Source organism: Pleomorphomonas diazotrophica, assembly GCF_002844595.1.
GTDB lineage: Bacteria > Pseudomonadota > Alphaproteobacteria > Rhizobiales > Pleomorphomonadaceae > Pleomorphomonas > Pleomorphomonas diazotrophica.
Genome location: NZ_PJNW01000019.1, coordinates 19,355 through 38,768 on the forward strand (window position 1 = coordinate 19,355; position 19,414 = coordinate 38,768).

Sequence of the window (19,414 nt, forward strand, 5' to 3'; positions counted from 1 at the left end):
AGCCTGATATGCCCCTCCGTGCCTTCTCGTCCTGAGGTTCCCGCCTGCGCGAGAATGACAGTTTATTGATATAAAACAAGTATATAGCGCGGCGCTTGTGGCTGTTCGCCCGCTGCCATCATGCTGTCATCCCCGCGAAGGCCGCGTGAGTTCGCGCGAGTTCAAGGTGGACCTCAGGGCAGGAGGGGGCGTGACGCTTCTATAGGACGCCCGCGAGCGCACCAAGGCCGCATCGCGGGTCGGGCATGCTGTCCCGGCCTACCCCTCCACCACCCTGATCTCCGGCACGCCCTCGATCAAGAGCCGGATCTGGCCGCGGTCCGGGCGTTCGAGGCGGATGGGGCCGCCGCGTTCTTCGAGGCGGCGGCGGAGGAGGATCAGGCGGGTCTCGAGATTGTCCTTGAAGTCGGGGAGGTTGAAGGCGCGGTCGCGGCGAATCTCGCGGTTGGAGAATTCGCGTCGGCCGGTCTCGGCGTAGCTCCGCACGAAGTGGTAGAGCAGGCGCCCCGGCACGCCGCGGATGACATAGTCGTTGTCGATGAAGACGCCGCCGTCGCGCGGGAAGAAGCGGAAGCCGAAGGTCCGATCGGCATCGGTGCCGCCACCGGCGGCGGTGTGTCGGGCGGCGCCGTCGCCGGCGGCGTCGGTCAGCTCGAAGATCAGGAGGCTTGCGGCGATCTGGCGGGCGATGATCTCCAGCGCCGCCTCGTGGGCATAGGAAAAGGCGAAGCTCTCCTCCGATTCCGCGAAGATCACGCCGGAGAGCCGGCCGCCTGATATCAGCGGCACGGCGATCTGGCATTGCGGCTCGGCGATGGCCGGGAGCGGGATGTCGTCGCGGGCGAGGCCGCTGGCGATGGCGACGGCCGACACGTAGCGCTGGCTGCGGCGCATGTCGGGGATGCGCAGCGTCAGGCGGCGCTCGGCGGCGACGCCGACGATGCCGTCGCCGAAGGCGATCTCGGCGCCGAAGCCGAAATGCGGGTAGCCGCGGCTCGCCACCGTCTGGAGCTTGCGGCCCTCCTCGTCGGCGATCAGGATCATGGAATGGCGGAAGCCGCAGCGCTCCTCGAGGATTTCCAGGCTGCGGTCGAGCAGCGTCTCGGCGTCGGTGATGGCCGTGAGCTCGGCGGTGGCCGCCGCCGCCTCGGCCAGCAGGTCGCGCTCGACGCCGGCCCTCTGTGGCTTGTCGATCGCGATCACGGGGTCGACGCGCCGGCAGGCCTCCACCCTGTAGATGTCGACGGCGCGCAGCTTCAGCATGTGCGACTTGCCCTGCAGGCTGGCCATGACGTCGAGCTGCGCCGAGACGCGGTCGAAGATCGGGCCGGACCTTGAGGAGCTCTCGAAGACGAGGTCGAGGGTGTGCTGGACGCCGATGCGCCCGTCGAGCACGGCCACGGTGGCCCGCCCCCGCAGCTCCACGTTGGCCGCCGTCTTGGAGAAGAACTGGTTGGAGAGCGCCACGTGGTCGCTGTCGACATAGTGAACATGCGACAGGTAGGAGAGGTTGGGCATGCCCGCGGCGTCGGTGGTGGCGATCACCGAGGGCATGATGCCCTCGAAACTGTCGCGGATGGCTTCGAGCGGAACGTCTCTCATGCCCCGCTCCTGAGCCGCTCGCCGGCCCCCGGCCCCGGCGTCTGCAGGAAGAGGTCGGCCGGCCAGAAGCGGATGGCGACGAGGTCGGCGTTGGTGAGCACGGTGGAGAGCTGAAGCCGGGTGACGCCGAGATCGGCCATGACGGCCAGCATGCCCTCAAGATAGCGCCGGCCGCGCTCCGCCTGGTCGGCGGTGGCCTCGCGTACGTCGATGATCTGCCCCTTGATCTGCAGGGACTTGTAATTGTCCGGCCGGCAGACCGTGAAGGCGATGGGCGCGCCGGGCCTGGCGTTGGCGCAGAACTCCGGCCACTGCGTCGCCGAGACGAGAAGGGTGAGGTCGCCGACATCGGGGTCGAAATCGGCGCCGCAGCCGCGGCCGATATGGGCGCGCATCGCCTCGTCGCGCGTGGCGGCGATCATCATGACATGGCCGGCGATGAAGGCGGCGACATCATCCTCAAGCATCGGGGGCCTCAAGCATCGGGAGCCTCAAGCATCGGGGCGTTCCGGTCGGGTCGGGGGACCCGGCAGGTTTGTAGCACGGCGGCTTGCCGAGCGGCCACGCGGCCGAAGGCGATAGGAAAGATTTAGGAAGCCGCCACGCCGCTTAGCAAGCTTTTAGGAAGCCCGGCCGGGAAGCCGAAGGTATCTCACCGCCCACCGCATCGATCAACGGCGCGGCCTTCAAGCAAAGCCTCGGAGATCATCATGTCGCATGCCGACCTTCTCAACCGCATTCCGGCGCTCGACGGGCGCTACGACCTTTACGGCAACATCCACAAGGGCCTTCGCCGCACCCAGTGCCTGCTGCTTTCCCGCCTGGGCGCCAACGACTTCGGCGATGCCGCCACCACCGAGAAGCTCATCGGCGACCTTCGCCGGCTGCTCGCCATGGCGGCGGCCCACGTCCGCCACGAGGACACGGAGATCCACGCGGCGCTGAACCGGCGCGGCATCGCCACCGATCTTCTCGACGAGCAGCACGAGGATCACCACGCCGCCTTCCGCATCCTGGAGAGCAGGATCGACGCCGTGGAGACCGCTGCCGCATCGGATCGCGCCGAGGCCGGCCGGGCGCTTTACCTCGCCTTCGCCGCCTATGTCGCCGACGACTTCGCGCACATGCACGAGGAAGAGACGGTGACGGCGCCCTTGCTCTGGCAGCATTTCTCCGACGAGGAGCTCCTGGCCATCGAGATGCGCATCGTCAGCGCCCTTCCGCCGGAAGAGAACATGGCCTTCACGCGCATGATGCTGCCGGCCATGAACCCGGCGCAACGCGCGATGATGGTGGGTGGCATGCGTGAGGGCCTGCCGCCGGAGGTGTTCGCCGCCGTCGTCGAGTTCGCCGTCCGCCCCTCGCTGACCGAGGCGGACTTCCAGGCCCTCAGCTCCAGCGTCGGGCTTGCGGCATGACCCCGCCGGCGACCGCGCGCTTCCTGTCCCACGACTGCCGGCCCGCCCGCTGCAAGCGCTGCAGCCGGCGCGGCGTCGGTTGCTTCAGCCTCTTTCCGTCATTTCCCCACGAGGATGCAAATGCTCGCCAAACTCCTGCTCACGACCTTCCTGTTTACCGTTCCGACGCTGGCGCTTGCGGCCGATCCGGCGCCGAGCGGCCGCTATGAGCAAGACGGCCCGCACACCAGCGTCACCTGGCGCATCGACCATTTCGGCCTCTCCCGCTACACGGCCCGCTTCACCGGCGCCAAGGCCGTTCTGGACTGGAACAGGGAGACCCCGGCGCAATCGGCGCTGACCGTCGAGATCGATCCGCGTCTCGTCAGGACCGACTTTCCCTTCCCCGAGGTCGAGGACTTCGACGCCAAGATCGGCGCCGGCGCGGATTTTCTCGCCGGCAGCCCGATACGCTTCGTCTCGGAGAGGATCGTCGTGGACGGCGACAGGACCGGCCGGGTGTTCGGCCAGCTGACGCTGCGCGGCGAAACCCACCCCGCCGTGATGGATGTGACCTTCAACGGCACCATGGCCGAGCATCCGATCGAGAAGGTGGCCAAGCTCGGCTTTTCCGGGCACATGCGGATCAAGCGGTCCGCATGGGGGCTGACCTTCGCCATCCCGGCGCTCGGCGACGACGTCGACGTGGCCATCGAGACGGAGTTCAAGCCGGCCAAGGCGGAATGATACCGCTTCCGTCAGGTTTCGACCTTCCGGGCGGACCTGACGGAAGCGCCCGACCGGGCGCCGACCTGTCGCGGACGGGGCGGCCGGCTCGCCCGTTGACTGCACCTCTTCACCTATGCGGGGTCGGTTCCGGTAGGGGGCGAAATGACGCCCTGACGATCATTTTCGGCATGATCGTTTTGAATACTGAGGGACGGGTATCCTCCACTAAGGATTCCCGTGGGTTAGAAAGGTGATGGCGGTTTCAACGACTTCGTTCCGTTGGTTTCCCTTTGGGGTGTCGAAGGTGTGGGTTGCGTTTGGCCAAACGATGAGCTTGGAATTTCTGATCAGGTCATTGGCAAGGCGGGCTGAGGCGACAGGTACATCCTGGTCCTTCTCCCCGATGATGATCAAAGTTGGTACAGAAATCTGTTCCACATAGTGCTTTGGGTCGCGATCAAGGACAGACGACCAATATAGGTTCGAGAGGCCAAAGGCGCGTTCGTCGACGCTCTGAGGATTGCTCTTAACGCGTTGCAGTTCGCTGTCGGTCACCTCTGTCCCATAGAGCATCTGCAGTTCTTGCCTTTGTGGCATCGCGCCTGCGCCAATGACGGCCAGGCTTTGCGCTGCGTTCGTTTGTGCTGCCAGTTCCAGGGCGATGGCCCCACCTTCAGAGGTGCCTATGATCGGGATGGTTTTCGCGTCAAATTTCTGCAGGATGTATGACAGGGCGATTTCGTTGCGCCGCAGGAGTTCATCGTAAGTGTAGCCGTGCCAGAAGTCCTGAGAACATTCGATGCCTATGGCGCGATCCTGCACGCCAGTTTTTTCGAGCGAAACGATCTCCAGGCCGGCGGGGGCCCGAGCAAAATATGTTCCCATATAAGCCCGCAGGGACATGCAACCCGATCCACCTATGTAGAAGATCGGTTTTGGATTTACCCCACCACCTGTTCGATACGTCACAAGTGAGAAATCTTCCCCGTCGATGGCCAAGGTTTCGACGGAGGTTTTTGGAAAAATGACTTCAGAAACGAAATCCAATTTACTTGAGCACGCTGTCAAAATGAGGGTTAATGGAACCAGGGCATATGTGATTGGCAATCTAGACACTGACATTTTTCTCTCTTCGTATTGGCGAGCCCTGTGTTTTTGCTGGTTTTGAGAGCGCGGGCGACCCATCGGTAGCTCGACCTTCGGCGCGTGACGATCCGACTTTGGGCGTTCCCCAGTCTGACGGCCGAGTGTCTTGCCGCGTGCCTTTGCGGCGCCAAGGCCGGAGTTGCGGCCCCACCTTGAAAGTTCGGTGACAAGGACTGCATCGACCTGCCTGGCTTGTGCCAGTGCCATCGCTTTCTTGCGCTCCGCCCAGTCGAGTTTTGCGCCGGAACCGGTTTCCTTGACGATCGCGGTCACTTCATAGCGCATATCTCGCCGCTTGGCTGGGCACATCCTGCTGACTGGAGAATACCTCTGGCCCATGGGTGAGAAAGCTCAGGGTGTCATTCCGCCCCCAGCCGGAACCGACCCCTGTACGCGCAACAGTATATCGGCCGCACATTGTGCGCCGCGGACACACTCGACTGGAATTTCGAGAAAGACGCGGAGCGGGTGAACGGACGAGGTGCGTGTTTAACTTGTCGTTAACCAATTTGATGGGGAAATCGGGAGACGCCGCAAGGAGGTGCTCGCGGGATTACATGCCCGGGGAAGACTCTGGGCCATCTAAGCACTGGAGCACGTAGTGCGCCGGATGCGGTTTCTTCCCAATAGTTGGGTGGGCTGCGATGCGTCAAGTCTACTCGCCATGTCCAGATTTGACATGGATCAAATGCGGGGTGTTCCGTGACCTCTGTTCTCGCACTGCTCGCCGGGCTTTACGTGGCCAACACATTGGGGCCGACAGGCTTCTATGACATGTGCGACACGCAGCAGGCGGAGTGCGCGAAGGTGGCCCAGACGGAGAGCCTGAGCTTTGCCGAGGTGCGCCGGATCAATCTTCAGGTCAACAAGGCCATCCGCCCGACGCCGGAGCCGGCTGGGTCGGATGTTTGGACCGTCGGCCCCACGGACGGCGACTGCGACGACTATGTGATGACCAAGCGCCACCAGCTGATCAAGGCCGGCTTCGGCAGCGACCGGGCGCGCGTCGCCGTCGGGCTCGCCAAGGGCCAGCTCCATGCGGTGCTGGTGGTCAACTTCGGCCGCAACTTCTACGTCCTCGACAACCTGACCGACGAGATGCTGCCGGTGCAGCGGTCGGACGTCCGCATCCTCACCGTGCAGTCGACGGACAACCCCCGCGTCTGGCTGAGGGCGCCGGGAGGCGAGGCATCGCCGCAGCAGTCCGTGGTGGCGGCGCAGGGAGACGCGCGGCCATAACGGCCATTTTGCCAGTGCGCTTGAGTAACTTTATTGGATATCGGAAGCATTTGCAGACGAATCTGCGTAATGTGTACGGAACTAGAGTATTTAAATATAGTTAATGTAGGTTTGACGAATATTACTACCAGTAGTGAACCGAGTTAGTCTTCGTCACGATTTTACATATGCATGTATCATACGAATATCCCCGCAAGCCCACTTTCTCCGGGCTTGTCTGCGGGGTGTTGCGTGTCGTCCGTTCTCGCGTTGCTCATCGGGTTTTATGCAGCAAGTACATTGGGGCCGACCGGCTTCTACGAGATGTGCACCACGCAGCAAGTGGAATGCCTGCCCGTCGTTCAGACGCGGGGCCTCAGCTTCACCGAGATCGAGGGGATCAACCGGCGGGTCAACAGGGACATCCGGTCGATCGTCGAGCCGCCCGGGGTGGATGTCTGGCGGATCGGCCCCCGCGAGGGCGACTGCGACGACTATGTGATGACCAAGCGCCAGAAGCTCATCAAGGCGGGTCTCGGCAGCGACCGGGCGCGCGTTGCCGTGGGCATGGCGAGGGGGCAGCTTCACGCGGTTCTCGTCGTCAACTTCGGGCCCTATTTCTACGTTCTCGACAACCTCACCGACGAGGTGCTGCCGGTGGAGAAATCGGCCGTCCGCATCGTCAGCGTCCAGTCGGCGGCCGACCCTCGCATGTGGCACAAGGCGCCGGGCGAGGACGCGGGAAACGGGCGGGCCGTTGCCGCCGCGCGGGATCTCCTGCGCCCGCCACGGTGAAAACCGCTCGCATCTAGTTTGTCTGCCGATTGGGCCCAAGGCCTTTTTGGGGAGACGGACATGGTGCAGTCGCTGGCCAGCATCTACATGGGCGCGCGCGGGTCGCTGCCGCTGGAGGACATTGCCCAGTCGGGCGCGGTGAGCGGCGCCATCGCTGCCGTGGGCGATACGGTCGGCCTGGCGCTTTCGGCCTATAACGGCGCGGTCTTCGCCTGGTGGGGCACGTTCTCGGGCGTCGGCCTCGCCTTCGAGGCGTCCTACGAGCCGTCGCTGTCCACCTGGGTGCCCATTTCGGCCGTGCCGGCCGCCGGTGGTTCGTCGCAGACGACGCTGTCGAGCCAGTCGGCCGCCAATGCCTACGAGGTCTACGCGCCCGGCGCGCTCGCCGTCCGCCTGCGGGCGACGGCGCTGACTGCGGGGCCGATGAACGTGCGCGCCATTCCCGTCGCCATGATGCAGGACGTGGCGCCGGCCGTCGCCGGCGGCGCGGTGGATGTCAACGCCATCTCCTCCTCGTCCAACAAGCTGATCGGCGACGTGTCGTTGTCGCCGCGCGCCACCTCGGCCGGGCTCGCAACCGTCGCCCGCCTGGTCAGCGCCGCCGCCAGCACCAACGCCGGGAGCGTGAAGGCCTCGGCCGGTCGGCTCTACAAGGCGCACGGCTACAACGCGGCGACGGCGGTGCGCTTCCTCAAGCTGTACAACAAGGCGTCGGCGCCGACGGTGGGCACCGACGTGCCGGTGGCGACCATCCCTCTCAAGCCCTCCGACAGCTTCGACCTCGACCTCATCCCCATCGGCCAATATTTCTCCACCGGCATCGCCTACGCGCTGACCACCGGCGCGGCCGACGCCGACACCGGCGCGCTGACGGCGGCGGATGTAGTGGGGCTGGCGTTCTGGTACGCGTGAGGGGGAGACCTATAAGAGCGGCTCGCCTTCTCGTCCTGAGGTCCCCGCCTGCGCGGGGATGACAATCTACTCATAGGTTATGTTATTGTTTCATATATATAATCCTGTCATCCTGCGCTTCAGGCGCAGGACCTCAGGCAGGATAGGGCGCGCGGCCCATATCGGGCTCGAAGCTTCGCCGACGTCGGCTTCTCATGGCCTGAGCAGCACGCTTCCCGTCGTCCTGCCGGCTTCGAGATCGGTGTGGGCGGCGGCGACGTCGGCGAGGGGGTAAGCGTGGCCGATGGTCGCCGTGATGCCTGATGCCATCGCCTCGATCACCGCCCGGCCTGCCGTCCGGTAGGTGTCCGGTTCGGCCGCATAGGCCATCACGCTGGGCCGCGACAGCGACAGCGAGCGGAGTGGCCCGAGGGCGGTGACCTCCACCGGCGGGATCGGGCCGGCCGCCTGGCCGACGCTCGCCACCATGCCGAACTTGCGCACGGCCGCGAAGGTTCTGGCCAGCGTCGAGCCGCCGATGCCGTCGATGGCGAAATCGACGCCTTTGCCGCCCGTGAGGTCGGCGACGAAGGTGGCAAAGTCGACGTCGCGGCCGGCGATGACGTGATCGGCGCCGGCCGCCCGCGCCAGATCGGCCTTGGCTTCGCTGCCCACGGTGGCGAACACTTCGGCACCAAGAAGCTTGGCCCAGCGCGTCAGGATGATGCCGAGGCCGCCGGCGGCGGCATGGATGAGAAGCCGCGTGCCGGCCGTGACGGGATAGACGCGGGTAAGCAGCATGTGGGCGGTCAGGGCCTTGAAGAAGGTGGCGGCGGCGGTGTCGTCGGACAGGTCGGCCGGCAACAGGTGCAACCGTTCGGCGTCGACAATCCTCGTGTCGCAATAGGCGCCGGCCGGCGGGCCGCCGTAGACCACGCGATCGCCGGGCGTCAGGCCGCCTGTGCCTTCGCCGACCGCTTCGACGATGCCTGCCGCCTCGACGCCGGGAATGCCGCCGGGCAGGGGATAGAGCCCGGTACGGTGATAGATGTCGAGAAAGTTCATGCCGATGGCGGTCTGGCGCAGCAGCACCTCGCCGGTCCCGGGAGGCGGTGGGGTGAAGTTTTCGATGTGGAGGCGCTCCGGCCCGCCCGGCTGCCTTACGACGACGCGCATGCCCATAATGGGAACTCCCTTGAGATGATCGATGTGGCAGGCTGCCATGGCTTGGCTTGTGAATTAATTCCCTGTAATCGATCATCGCATGGGAATAAATTGACATGGTCGACTGGGAAAACCTGCGCTTTCTGTCCGTGCTGGCGCGCGAGGGCAGCTTCTCGGCGTCGGCACGCCAGCTCGGCGTCGAGCATGCCACGGTCAGCCGTCGCCTTGCGGCGCTGGAGGCCGAGTGCGGTTTGCGCCTCATCGATCGGCGCGGCAGGAAGGTGACGCTGACGGCCGCAGGCCAGCGCATGGCCGAGGTGGCGCTCAGCATGGACGAGGCGGCGATCGGCGTGGCGAGGCTTGTCGCCTCGGCGCAGGTCGGGCTGTCCGGCAAGGTCATTCTCAGCGCGCCGCCGGCGCTCGCCATGGTGCGGCTGATCGGCCCGCTGGCCCGGCTCAGGGAGAAGCACCCGGGGCTGATGATCCAGTTGGTGGGCGAAAGCCGGGAAGCCTCGCTCGACCGCCGCGAGGCGGATGTGGCCGTGCGGCTTTCGAGGCCGGAGAAGGGCGATCTCACCATCCGCCGCATCGGCCAGATCGCCTTCCGCTTCTGCGCGAGCGAGCGCTATCTCGCGGCAACCCCGCCCGAGAGGTGGCAGTTCATCGCCTATGAAGGCGGCTCGATGGAAAATGCGCCGCAGTCGATCCGCCTCAGGGCTTTCGCGGCGGGCCGTCCGGTGGGGTTTTGTGCCAACTCCGCCGAGCTGCAGATGGCGGCGGCGGTGGCCGGGGCGGGCGTGGCCATCCTTCCCGATTTCCTGGCGGAGACCGCGCCTCGCCTTGTCGCCATCGACGACGGCGAGGCCCCACTGCAACGCGACGTGTGGCTGGTCACCCACCGCGATCTCAGCCACACGCCGGCCGTGCGCGCGGTGGTGGAGGCACTGACGGCGGCGATCTGAGGGGGCATTGCAGCCGTCAACGGAATACCTATTCTGTGCCCGTGCCCATAGTCCCACAGGGGAGCCGCGTGCAGCCGCAAGACCACATGAAACTCTACGAAGCCAAGCTCGCTGGGCGGCGCTTCGACGAGGTCGCCCCGCTTCTGTCGGCGGAGGCGGTCTTCTGGTTCACCGACGGCACCCATCGCGGCATCGACGCGATCAGAGCCGCGTTCGAGGATACCTGGCGCACGCTTCAGAACGAGGTGTATTGGCTGGAGGATGTCGACTGGATCGCGGTGGGCGACACGGCCGCGAGCTGCACCTACCGCTTCCGCTGGACGGCCGACATCGACGGGACGGCCTGTGCAGGCGAGGGGCGCGGCACCACCGTGTTGCGCAAGGAGGGCGGTGAATGGAAGATCGTCCACGAGCACCTCAGCCGCTTTCCGAAGTGACCGCGAGTTCGATGGGCTCCGCCCGTTATCCGGCTCTCTGAAGCGCCGCCGAGGGAGATCGGGAACACCGATCGGCCAATACTTCTCGAAAGGCATTGCCTACGCGCTTACTACCGGTGCGGCCGACACGGACACCGGCGCGCTGAAGGCAGATGACGTGGCGGCTCTGACCTTCCGGTACGCGTGAGGGGAGACCTATATTGGCGTCGGCGCCTTCTCGTCCTGAGGTCCCCGCCTTCGCGGGGATGACAATTCATTGATATAAAACATATGGGTAGCGCTTCACATGCAGGTTCGCGCCCGCTGCCATCATGCTGTCATCCTCGCGAAAGCCGCTTGCATTCGCGTGCGAATGCAAGGCGGACCTCGGGCAGGATAGAGCAAGAGGCTTGTATGGGGCGATGACGATGAGTCCGGCGGGCTGCGTCTCCGCCCTCTTGCGTTCAGGCGTCGTCGCCCATGTCGTCGGCGGCGATGTCCCGGTACCGGCTCAATACCCTGACGACGTCGATGGCGTTGGGTTGCACGGCATAGAAGATGACGTAGTTGCCGATCGGGAAGCTGCGGATGCCGGGGCTGAGTTCCGGGCGTGCCCGACCGGCCAGCGGGGTTTCGGCCAGCATGGCGAGCACGCTCTCGATCCGTCGCAAAAGGCGATCGGCGGCCGCCTCGTTGTCCTCGGCGACATAGGTCCAGATCTCGATGAGATCGAGGCGCGCCCGAGGGCGGCGGACGATCTCAAGCCTCATGATGGCAGCTTCTTTCCCGCCTTGAGCTCACGCGCCTCCTCGATGATGGCGTCCATGTCCATGGGCGTCGACGGGCCGCTGTCGAGGCCCTCGGCGATGTCGCGCCGGAGGGCGTCGAGCTTGGCTTGCCTGAGGCTCTCCTGCTCTTCGAGAAGGCGGAGGCCGTCGCGCAGCACTTCGCTCGCCGAGGCGTAGCGGCCGCTGGCGACCAGTTGCTTGACGAAGCCCTCGAAGCGATCGCCGAGTGTGTAGCTGGACGGCATGGGCACTCTCCTTTGTCGCCACTTATATCATTTTATGATAGTCGCTCCAAGAGCTCGTGCCTCACGCCACCGCCACCCAGCCGCGGAAGGAGAAAGCCGCGTAGAAGAGGGCGATCTCGTAGAAGCCGGCCTCGCGGAGGAGGGCTTCGTCTTCCTCCGCCGTCAGCACTGGCAGGCGCTCGGCCATGGTGGCGGCGGCGTCCGGGTTGGCGGTGGTGCCGGCGAAGGTCAGCGAGCGGGCGAGCCAACGGGTGAGGTCGGCACCCTCGGCGGCGCTGTGGTGGGCGACCACCAGCGCCGCGCCGGGGCGGAGGCGGCGGTGGATCTCGGCAAGGGTGCGGAGGCGTTCGTCGCGATCGAGGAAATGCAGCGTCAACAGGCAGGTGGCGCCGTCGAACGGGCCTTCCGGCGCGTCCTCGACATAGCCCTGCCGGAGGTCGGCGCGCGACGCGAGCGGGCCGAGGGTGTGGCGGGCGAGGTCGAGCATGCCGGCCGAGGGATCGACGCCCAGGAAGCGCCAGCCGGGCTCAGCCTCGGCGAAGGCCTTGAGCTCAAGGCCGCCGCCGGCGCCGACCACCAGGATCTCGGCATTATCAGACGCCCGTTCGGCCATGAGGATGGCCGCCATGCGGTGGAGGTCGGCAAGGCCGGGCACCTTCTTGGGCGTCGCCTCGGCATAGCTGGCGACGACGGCGGGATCGGAGAAGGGCGTCATCCGAACACCAGGGCGCGGTGGACCGACAGGGCGGCGGTGGCGCCGTCGGCGACGGCGAGGCTGACGCTGTGCGGCGCGTGGGCGATGTCGCCGGCGGCGTAGAGGCCGGGGACGGTGGTCTTGCGCTCGGCGTCGGTGATGACGATCTCGCCGAGCGGCGCCTCCTCGATGGCGGCGCCGAGCTCGGCGGCGATGGGGCTGGCGAGCGAGGAATAGGGCGCCACGTAGAGAGCGTCGAGCGGGCTCTCGCGCCCGTCTTCCAGCACGGCGGCGGTAAGCTGCGGGCCGTCGCCGATGACGCTCTGGAGCGGCGCCGGCTCGATGGCGATGCCGCGCTTTCTGAGGGTTGCCGCGTCCGCTGCGTCGAGGGTGGCGCCGTTCAGGTAGAGCGTGGTCGGCCCCCATTCGGCGATCAGGAGCGCCTGATGGACGGAGGCCGGACGGCGGTAGAGCACGCCGAGCTTCTGGCCGGCGAACTCGAAGCCGTGGCAATAGGGGCAGTGCAGCACCGTCTTGCCCCAGCGCTCCCAGAGGCCGGGCACCGGGTCGAGCCGGTCGCTGAGGCCGAAGGCGAGGATGGCGAGGCGGGAGCTGATCGTCTCGCCGCTGGCGAGCGTGAAGGAAAAGCCGCCCTCCTCGATGCTGGCCGAGGTGGCCTCGTCCTCGATCATCCGGACGGTGGGATAGGCGACGAGCTGGCCGCGCGCCGTGGCGAGGATGTCGCGCGGGGCGCTGCCGTCGAAGCCGAGGAAGCCGTGCGAGGCGCTGGCGAAGCGGTTGCGCGGCTGGCCGGCGTCGATCACCACCACGTCGCGGCGGGCTCTGCCGAGATAGGTGGCGGCGGCAAGGCCGGCAAAGGCGCCGCCGACGATGACGACATCATGCTGCATGGTCGGGCTCCTTGGGCGGGCGGCCGAGGAGACGCCTTCGGCCGGTGTGGACACTCATGTAACTCCATATGTTACGATATGCAATGTCTCAAGCGCTGACGGCGTCGGCGGGCCGGTGTTGGTACCAACGGTCGACCCGGCTATCCTGTTCCCCGGCATGGCGCAGGAGGGGCAGCGATGCAGGCGGCGGAGGTGAAGCAGGTCCAGGCGGTGGTGGCGGCGCTGCGGGCCATCTTGCCGAACGCGCTCGCCGCTGTTTACCTGCATGGCTCGGCGGCGGCCGGCGGGCTGCGGCCGCAGAGCGACATCGACCTGATGGCGATCACCTCGCGGACGATGACCGGGGCGGAGCGCCGCGCGCTGCTTGCCGCCCTGATGGCCCTGTCGGGGCGGTTTCCCCGCGAGGATGACGCGCCGCGCTGCCTCGAGGTGATGGTGTTCGTCGCGGGCGAGGCCATGCGCGCCTATCCGGCGCAGGCGGATTTTCTCTATGGCGAGTGGCTGCGGCAGGGCTTTGACGAAGGCGGTATTCCCGAGCCCGTCGCCAGCGCCGACAACACGCTGATCCTGGCCGAGGCGCGGCAGGCGGCCATCCCCCTCGTCGGTCCGCCGGCGCCGGAGCTGCTGCCCGAACCATCGGCGGAGGTGGTGCGCCGGGCCATGCGGGACGCAGTTCCGGCACTGATGGCCGGACTGGCCGGCGACGAGCGGAACGTGCTGCTCACGCTGGCCCGCATGTGGCGCACCGCCGAGATGGGCGATTTCGTTGCCAAGGACGTTGCCGCCGCCTGGGCCGCGCCGCGCCTCCCCGAGCCAGACCGCTCGACCCTTGACCTGGCGCGCCGGGCCTATCTCGGCGAAGTCGCCGATACCTGGGTTGGCCGGCGGCGGGCCGCGGAGAGCGCCGCTGCTTGTCTCAGGGAGCGGATGCCGCTGTGAGGCGGACGTAGTGCCAGCCTGTCGGCGAGAGACTGATATCGGCTCGGTCGCCTCCGATCACGCCGTCGGCTCGTGGGCGAGGATGGTGCGGCCGCCGTCGGCCGCCGTGCCGCCGCCGGTGGTCAAGACGCCTGCCAAGGCGCCGGCGGGCAAGGCGCCCGTGGTTGCGACCGCGCCGGCTGCGGGGCAGGTGGCCCCGGTGGCGCCGGCGACGCAGGCCCCGGCGAAGCCGTAAGCTGTCGGCCGACGAGTTGAGCCGCCCGCTGCGAGACCGGCGGGCGGTCTTGTCCGCCTGGGTGCAACCGAGGCTCCGCTGGTTCATCGCTTGCGCTTCGGACGATCGGGAGCCTCGCTCAGAGGTCGCCCTGCTTCTGTGGCTTGGCGCCCATTTCCCTGTCGATCTGGTCCTCGAAGGCGCGCTTCTTGCCGGCAACGAACTCGCGGTAGCCCTCCGGATCGACCCAGACGGCGGGGCCTTCCTGCGCCATGCGCTTCAGCTTGCCCTCCATGTCGAAATACTCGGTATGATGGCCGAACCACATGTCCGGCTTCAGCATTTCCTGGATGTGATGGGTGCGGCGGTAGTCGTCGGCGATGCCGGGGTAGTCGGCATCCGGGCCGGTGAGCCTGTAGCCGGGGTTGAAGCCGCCGCCGTCGGGAAACACCACCAGATAGGTCTTGCCGGCTTCGGTGACGTGGGTGACCCAGGTGGTGGAGCCGCGCGTGTGTCCGGGGGTGCTGAGGGCGGTGAGCGTCACCTCACCCAGCGTCACGCGGTCGCCGTCGCGCAGGGCACGGTCGACCTTCACCGGCTCCTGGCCCATCACCTGCCAGTCCTTGCCATAGTGGAAGTCGCTCTTGCCGCCGTCCTCGAGCATGGCAATGTCCGGCTCCATGATGTCCACCTGGGCGCCGGAGAGTTTCTTGAGGTAGGCGAAGCCGCCGGCATGGTCGGAGTGGCCGTGGCCGTTGATGATGATCTTGATGTTTTTCGGATCGAAACCGAGTTTCCTGATCGACGCCTCGACCATCGGACCGGAGGTGGGGTCGCCAGTGTTGAGCAGGATCAGCCCGTCGCTGGTGGCGAAGAGATAGGAGCCGAGGCCGCGCGTGCCGACGAAGTTCAGCGCGCCGGCGATGTGGAACGGCTCCTGCGGCTCGCGCCAGTGCAGCGCCTCGGTGGCCAGCGTGATGAACAGCTTGTTGTCTTTCGCAAGATCCTCGGCGGTCGGCCGCTTGTCCTGGGCGACGGCCGGCGCGAGCGTGGCGAGCAAGGCGAGGGCCGGCACGAACAGGCGATGATGCAGCATGATGGTCCCCCTTTTCCGTTGGTTGGACAGATTGGCGCGGCCGCCACCGTCCGGACGGCCGGGCAGGCACTGGATGCGAAAAGCTGCATCCGTCAGTCGCGAGGGAAAATCGCAGGTTCAAATCCTGACTTGTCTCTCAGGATAATCCCGTTCGATGAACTTTCCGAGGAATTGTTTGCAAGGGGGCAAGGCCAAGGGCGCCGGATGACGGGCCCGGCGCCGTCTGGCCCCGAGGTCCGACCTGCGCCTCACGCCCCGGTTCCGGCTCGGTCGCCTCCGATCACGCCGTCGGTTCGTGGGCGAGGATGGTGCGGCCGCCGTCGACCGGCAGGACGGCGCCGGTGATGAAGCTGGCGGCATCGGACAGCAGGAACTCGACGGCCGCCACGACCTCCTCGGCGCGGGCGACGCGGCCGAGGGGATGGACCTCGGCCATCTCCGCCTCCAGGCGGGCGGCGCGGGACGGGCCGATCGCGGCGAGCAGATCCTCGTAACGCTGGGTGGATACCGTACCCGGGGCGACGGCGTTCACCCGGATGCCCTCACGGCCGTAGTCGACGGCCAGGGCCCGCGTCAGGCCCTCGATCGCCGTCTTGGCGCAGACATAGGGCAGGCCGCCCGGCACCGCCTGGCGCCCCTGGTGCGAGGACATGTTGACGATGGCCCCGGCCGTTCCCGCGGCAAGGAACGCCCGCACCGCCGCCCGGCAGCCGGCCACGGCGCTCCGGAGATTGGTGTCGATGGCGGCCATGATGCGGCGGGTGTCGGCGCTGTGCACGGACAGATCCTCGAAGATCGCCGCGTTGTTGACCCAGCCGGCGAGAGGCGCCATCCGCGCCGCTGCCTCGGCGGCGGCGACCGCAACCGCATCGTCCGAGATGTTGCCGACGAAGGGCATGATCCGGGCGGACGGGTCCGACTTCGTCCAGGCGAGCAAGGCGGCGTCGATATCGACGGCCAGCACCTGGTGGCTTTCGTCCGCCGCGAGGCGCGTTGCGATGGCGCGGCCGATACCCTTGCCGGCTCCGGTGACCACGAAGGATTTCATGTCGGCCTCCTCGGGTAATGATGCCCCATTGATAGTCCAGTCGCAGCCAACCGGTCAACAATTTCTATCGAAGCACTTCGATTGTCTGAGGGGGCGGGAACGGCTATGTGTTGGCCGAACGGGCCGGCATCCTTGCAGCCGACCGGGGAGGCACCTTTGCAGCCGACGATCTATGATGTCGCCAAGGCGGCCGGCGTGAGCATCTCGACGGTGTCGCTGGCGCTCAACCGCCCGGAGAGGGTGAGCCGCGCCACCCGCGAACGGGTGCTCGGCGCCATCGACGCGCTCGGCTTCGTGCCGCGGGCCGAGGCGGTGGCCAAGGCGCGGCGCGGCCTGAAGCGCATCGGCGTCGTCGGGCCCTTCACGCGCTATCCGAGCTATCGGCGGCGCGTGGCCGGGGTCGTCGAGGCCGCGTCGGCGGCCGGGTTCGAGGTGGTGATCTACGACTCCCTCTCCGCCACCGAGGCCGAGGCGCCGCTCCTCGATTCCTTGCCGCTCACCGGCCGGGTCGACGCCCTGATGATCGTCAGCCTGCCGGTGGACGACGCGGCGCTCGACAGGCTGACCGACCTTTCGATCGAGGCGGTTCTGGTCGATGGCCGCCGGCCGGGCCTCGATTGCGTGTTCATCGACAACGCCCGGGGCGGGGCGCTCGCCGCCGAGCATCTGATGGCGAGGGGCTGCCGCAGCTTCGCCTTGCTGGGCGAGCGGACCGAGGACGCCGTGCTCGCCACCCATCTCGCCGAACGGGGACGCGGCTATGTCGCCGCCTTGGAGGCGCGCGGCCATCGGGTGCCCGAGGAGAACCGCATCACCGCCCGCATGGACCTTCAGGATGCGACGGCCGCCGCCATGGCGCTGCTCTCACGGCCCGACCGCCCCGACGCCGTCTTCGCGGCCTCCGACCTGCTGGCGGCCGGCGTGCTCTCGGCCGCAAGGGCGCTCGGCCTCGGCGTGCCGGAGGACGTGGCGGTGGTCGGCTTCGACGACGGCACGCTGGCCGAGGCGCTGGGCCTCACCAGCATCCGCCAGCCGTTCGAGGAGTCGGGCCGGGTCGGGTTCGACCTGCTGCAGCGCCGCCTCGGCGGCGGCACGGGCACGCGCGAGGTCCAGCTCGGGCTGGAGCTGATCGAGCGCGGGACGAGCTGATGCGCCAGCCGCCCGCCGGTTTCTCGACGGGCGGCGCCTTGCGGTCCGGGCTTACCAGCCCTGGTCGATGGGCAGCACGAAGAGTTCGGCCACGTTGACGTGGGCGGGAGCGCCGGCGGCGAACAGGATGGTGTCGGCGATGTCGCCGGGCTTCAGGAAGGTGAGCTGGTCGGCCAGCTCTTCCATCTGCTTGCGATAGCCCTCGTCGGTGATGCTTTCATAAAGCTCGGTGTCCACCGCACCCGGCTGGATGCAGGTGACGCGGATGTTGTGGCTGGCGCCCAGCTCCATGCGCAGCCCGTCGGAAAAGGCGGCGATGGCATGCTTGGTGGCGCAATAGACCGTCAGGCCCTTGAACACCTTGCGGCCGGCGATGGACGACATGTTGAAGATGTGACCGGAGCGCTGTTTCATCATCTGCGGCAGCACGGCGGCGGTGGTGTTGAACAGGCCCTTGACGTTGACGTCCACCATGCGGGCCCACTCGTCGGTCTTCAGTTTCTCGATATCGGACAGCGGCATCAGGCCGGCGTTGTTGACGAGGATGTCGATCGAGCCATAGGCGTCGATCAGCTTCTTGACGCCCGCCTCGACGGCGGCGACGTCGGTGACGTCCATCTCGATCGGCAGCGCCTCGCCGCCCTTGTCGCGAATGGTGGCGGCCAATGCGTCGAGCCTGCCCTTGCGACGGGCGGCGATGCCGACCTTGACGCCGGCCCCGGCCAACGTCTCGGCCGTGGCGGCGCCGATGCCGCTGGAGGCGCCGGTGACGAGCGCGACTTTGCCTTGGATATGGGTCATCTCACTCTCCTCGTGGATTGCGGGCCGCTTCCGGAAGGGCGCGTGTTGCTGTCGACGAGGAGAAGCCTAGGGAGGGGAATGCTGCCGTTCTCGCGGGATCTTGCGTCAACTGTCGGGATGTTGCGCAATTCTCGCGAGGCTCAGGCGCTGCGGTACGCGCTGGGGGCGAGGCCCGTTTCCCGCCGGAAGATCTGCGAGAAGTGGCTGTGGCTGGAGTAGCCGACGGAAAGGGCCACGTCGATGATGCTGGCGTCGGTCTCCTGCAGGAGGCGCCGCGCCTCGGCGACGCGCAGGCGGATGAAGAAATGCGACGGCGATAGGCCGGTGGACTGCTTGAAGAGGCGGCTGAAGTGGAAGGCGCTCATGCCCACGGCTTCGGCCAGTTGTCGGAGGTCGAAGGGCCGGTCGATGCCCGCTTCCATCAGCGCGACGACGCGCCGGAGCTTGGCGCCGGGCAGGGTGGCCGCCTGGCGCGAGGGGTCCGCCCGCCCGTAGCGCCGCGCGAGATGGGCGGCAAGGCTCTGCGCCAAGCCCTCGACGAACAGGGGATCGGCATCGAGAGGGGCGGCGAGCTCGTCATGGACGAGACGGAGGAGATGCGACAGCGTGGCGTCGCGGCCGCCGGCCACTTCCCTCAGCGCCAGCCGCTCGTCGGAGCCGGTCACCTCCCGCGCCACCCGCTCGAAGAGCGGTACGGAGAGATAGAGGTGCATCACCTTGAAGGGCTCGACGCCCTCCGCCCGCCATCGCAGCTCGTAAGGCCCCGGGGCGTGGGCGAGGAAGAAGTCGCCGGCCGTGACGCGGCTGGCCTCCCAGGCGCCGCCCGGGTCGCGCGCCTCCACGGTCATGTCGCCGGAGATCACCCAGACGATCAGCGGCTCGGCCACGGCCGGGATCAGCACCGGCCGCTGCACCGGGGGGCGCAGGAACTCCTCGACGAACAGGTCCTTCCAGGCCGGCCCGTCGCTGGTGGCGAGCCGGGTGCCGTTGATGTAGCAGCCGAGGGTGACCGGGGAGGTGCGCTCGGGAATGTCGAGCGTGCAGGCGCGTAGCAGTTGGTCGGCCATGTCGTCTCCCGCGGGCGGCATCCGGGCGTGATGGGGCAAGAAGCTCGTCCTCAACGCCTGAAGCCGGCGCAGGTTGCATGGCCCGGGCCATTGTCCGCTTCGGCTCGCTTGAGGGGGGCGCCGGTGCCGCTGCAAAGGTGAT

General features: G+C 67.3%; 22 protein-coding genes. 10 read left to right on the top strand and 12 right to left on the bottom strand.

All coding sequences use genetic code 11. The features are described 5' to 3' along the window. Positions 1–258 precede the first annotated feature (258 nt). Together CXZ10_RS19980 and CXZ10_RS19985 are read right to left on the bottom strand one after the other, a co-directional pair. On the bottom strand, positions 259–1,602 hold the full coding sequence (locus tag CXZ10_RS19980; RefSeq protein WP_101291138.1) for a GAF domain-containing protein: 1,344 nt from the start codon (positions 1,600–1,602) through the stop codon (positions 259–261). After that, the gene (locus tag CXZ10_RS19985) at positions 1,599–2,069 is read right to left on the bottom strand and encodes a hypothetical protein (protein ID WP_101291139.1); all 471 of its coding nucleotides are present in this window, start codon (positions 2,067–2,069) and stop codon (positions 1,599–1,601) included. Before CXZ10_RS19985 ends, CXZ10_RS19980 begins: the two co-directional genes overlap by 4 nt. A gap of 243 nt (positions 2,070–2,312) precedes the next feature. Here CXZ10_RS19985 and CXZ10_RS19990 point away from each other — a divergent pair, with 243 nt between their 5' ends. After that, positions 2,313–3,020, top strand: coding sequence for a hemerythrin domain-containing protein (locus tag CXZ10_RS19990; protein ID WP_101291140.1), 708 nt, complete (start codon positions 2,313–2,315; stop codon positions 3,018–3,020). A gap of 120 nt (positions 3,021–3,140) precedes the next feature. Further along, positions 3,141–3,746, top strand: coding sequence for a YceI family protein (locus CXZ10_RS19995; RefSeq protein ID WP_101291141.1), 606 nt, complete (start codon positions 3,141–3,143; stop codon positions 3,744–3,746). A 207-nt stretch (positions 3,747–3,953) separates the two neighbouring features. On the opposite strand, the gene CXZ10_RS20000 is transcribed toward CXZ10_RS19995, so the two are convergent. Then, positions 3,954–5,159 carry an acyl-CoA thioester hydrolase/BAAT C-terminal domain-containing protein gene (locus CXZ10_RS20000; RefSeq protein WP_244617242.1) on the bottom strand — a complete coding sequence of 402 codons (1,206 nt, stop codon included), beginning with the start codon at positions 5,157–5,159 and terminating at the stop codon, positions 3,954–3,956. Between the two features lie 417 nt (positions 5,160–5,576). Between CXZ10_RS20000 and CXZ10_RS20010 the strand changes: the two genes are divergently transcribed. The 3 genes from CXZ10_RS20010 to CXZ10_RS20020 all read left to right on the top strand — a co-directional run bounded on the left by CXZ10_RS20010 (position 5,577) and on the right by CXZ10_RS20020 (position 7,799). Beyond that, positions 5,577–6,113 carry a transglutaminase-like cysteine peptidase gene (locus tag CXZ10_RS20010; RefSeq protein WP_143741576.1) on the top strand — a complete coding sequence of 179 codons (537 nt, stop codon included), beginning with the start codon at positions 5,577–5,579 and terminating at the stop codon, positions 6,111–6,113. A gap of 231 nt (positions 6,114–6,344) precedes the next feature. After that, positions 6,345–6,887 carry a transglutaminase-like cysteine peptidase gene (locus CXZ10_RS20015; RefSeq protein WP_180336100.1) on the top strand — a complete coding sequence of 181 codons (543 nt, stop codon included), beginning with the start codon at positions 6,345–6,347 and terminating at the stop codon, positions 6,885–6,887. 60 nt (positions 6,888–6,947) lie between these two features. Beyond that, positions 6,948–7,799 (top strand): hypothetical protein, encoded by an 852-nt coding sequence (locus CXZ10_RS20020; RefSeq protein ID WP_101291145.1) that lies wholly within the window; start codon positions 6,948–6,950, stop codon positions 7,797–7,799. A 192-nt stretch (positions 7,800–7,991) separates the two neighbouring features. Here the strand turns inward: CXZ10_RS20020 and CXZ10_RS20025 are convergent, their stop codons facing one another. Continuing rightward, on the bottom strand, positions 7,992–8,960 hold the full coding sequence (locus tag CXZ10_RS20025; RefSeq protein ID WP_101291146.1) for a quinone oxidoreductase family protein: 969 nt from the start codon (positions 8,958–8,960) through the stop codon (positions 7,992–7,994). A 98-nt stretch (positions 8,961–9,058) separates the two neighbouring features. Between CXZ10_RS20025 and CXZ10_RS20030 the strand changes: the two genes are divergently transcribed. Next, positions 9,059–9,904 (top strand): LysR family transcriptional regulator, encoded by an 846-nt coding sequence (locus tag CXZ10_RS20030; RefSeq protein WP_101291147.1) that lies wholly within the window; start codon positions 9,059–9,061, stop codon positions 9,902–9,904. Positions 9,905–9,972: 68 nt separating this feature from the next. Continuing rightward, a complete protein-coding gene (locus tag CXZ10_RS20035) occupies positions 9,973–10,341 on the top strand; it encodes a YybH family protein (protein ID WP_244617240.1) in 369 nt (122 codons plus the stop codon). A 443-nt stretch (positions 10,342–10,784) separates the two neighbouring features. Here CXZ10_RS20035 and CXZ10_RS20040 read toward each other — a convergent pair whose 3' ends face one another. From CXZ10_RS20040 to CXZ10_RS20055, 4 genes are all read right to left on the bottom strand, one after another. Next, positions 10,785–11,090 carry a type II toxin-antitoxin system RelE/ParE family toxin gene (locus tag CXZ10_RS20040; protein ID WP_101291149.1) on the bottom strand — a complete coding sequence of 102 codons (306 nt, stop codon included), beginning with the start codon at positions 11,088–11,090 and terminating at the stop codon, positions 10,785–10,787. Continuing rightward, a complete protein-coding gene (locus CXZ10_RS20045) occupies positions 11,087–11,353 on the bottom strand; it encodes a type II toxin-antitoxin system ParD family antitoxin (protein WP_101291150.1) in 267 nt (88 codons plus the stop codon). Before CXZ10_RS20045 ends, CXZ10_RS20040 begins: the two co-directional genes overlap by 4 nt. A 61-nt stretch (positions 11,354–11,414) precedes the next feature. Then, entirely contained in the window at positions 11,415–12,068 is a 654-nt protein-coding gene (locus CXZ10_RS20050) for a class I SAM-dependent methyltransferase (RefSeq protein WP_101291151.1), read from the bottom strand. Then, the gene (locus CXZ10_RS20055; RefSeq protein WP_101291152.1) at positions 12,065–12,958 is read right to left on the bottom strand and encodes an NAD(P)/FAD-dependent oxidoreductase; all 894 of its coding nucleotides are present in this window, start codon (positions 12,956–12,958) and stop codon (positions 12,065–12,067) included. Before CXZ10_RS20055 ends, CXZ10_RS20050 begins: the two co-directional genes overlap by 4 nt. A gap of 177 nt (positions 12,959–13,135) precedes the next feature. Between CXZ10_RS20055 and CXZ10_RS20060 the strand changes: the two genes are divergently transcribed. Both CXZ10_RS20060 and CXZ10_RS20065 read left to right on the top strand, forming a co-directional pair. Continuing rightward, positions 13,136–13,897, top strand: coding sequence for an aminoglycoside adenylyltransferase domain-containing protein (locus CXZ10_RS20060; protein WP_101291153.1), 762 nt, complete (start codon positions 13,136–13,138; stop codon positions 13,895–13,897). 10 nt (positions 13,898–13,907) lie between these two features. Beyond that, positions 13,908–14,132, top strand: coding sequence for a hypothetical protein (locus CXZ10_RS20065; RefSeq protein ID WP_180336101.1), 225 nt, complete (start codon positions 13,908–13,910; stop codon positions 14,130–14,132). A gap of 118 nt (positions 14,133–14,250) precedes the next feature. On the opposite strand, the gene bla is transcribed toward CXZ10_RS20065, so the two are convergent. Both bla and CXZ10_RS20075 read right to left on the bottom strand, forming a co-directional pair. Continuing rightward, positions 14,251–15,207 carry a subclass B3 metallo-beta-lactamase gene (gene bla / locus CXZ10_RS20070; RefSeq protein WP_101291155.1) on the bottom strand — a complete coding sequence of 319 codons (957 nt, stop codon included), beginning with the start codon at positions 15,205–15,207 and terminating at the stop codon, positions 14,251–14,253. A gap of 280 nt (positions 15,208–15,487) precedes the next feature. Continuing rightward, a complete protein-coding gene (locus CXZ10_RS20075) occupies positions 15,488–16,255 on the bottom strand; it encodes an SDR family NAD(P)-dependent oxidoreductase (protein ID WP_101291156.1) in 768 nt (255 codons plus the stop codon). 156 nt (positions 16,256–16,411) lie between these two features. Here CXZ10_RS20075 and CXZ10_RS20080 point away from each other — a divergent pair, with 156 nt between their 5' ends. After that, positions 16,412–17,404 (top strand): LacI family DNA-binding transcriptional regulator, encoded by a 993-nt coding sequence (locus CXZ10_RS20080; protein WP_180336102.1) that lies wholly within the window; start codon positions 16,412–16,414, stop codon positions 17,402–17,404. A 51-nt stretch (positions 17,405–17,455) separates the two neighbouring features. Here CXZ10_RS20080 and CXZ10_RS20085 read toward each other — a convergent pair whose 3' ends face one another. Then, positions 17,456–18,205 carry an SDR family oxidoreductase gene (locus CXZ10_RS20085; RefSeq protein WP_101291158.1) on the bottom strand — a complete coding sequence of 250 codons (750 nt, stop codon included), beginning with the start codon at positions 18,203–18,205 and terminating at the stop codon, positions 17,456–17,458. Between the two features lie 140 nt (positions 18,206–18,345). Beyond that, positions 18,346–19,272: a helix-turn-helix domain-containing protein gene (locus CXZ10_RS20090; RefSeq protein ID WP_244617239.1), complete on the bottom strand. Its 927-nt coding sequence runs from the start codon at positions 19,270–19,272 to the stop codon at positions 18,346–18,348. Positions 19,273–19,414 lie beyond the last annotated feature (142 nt).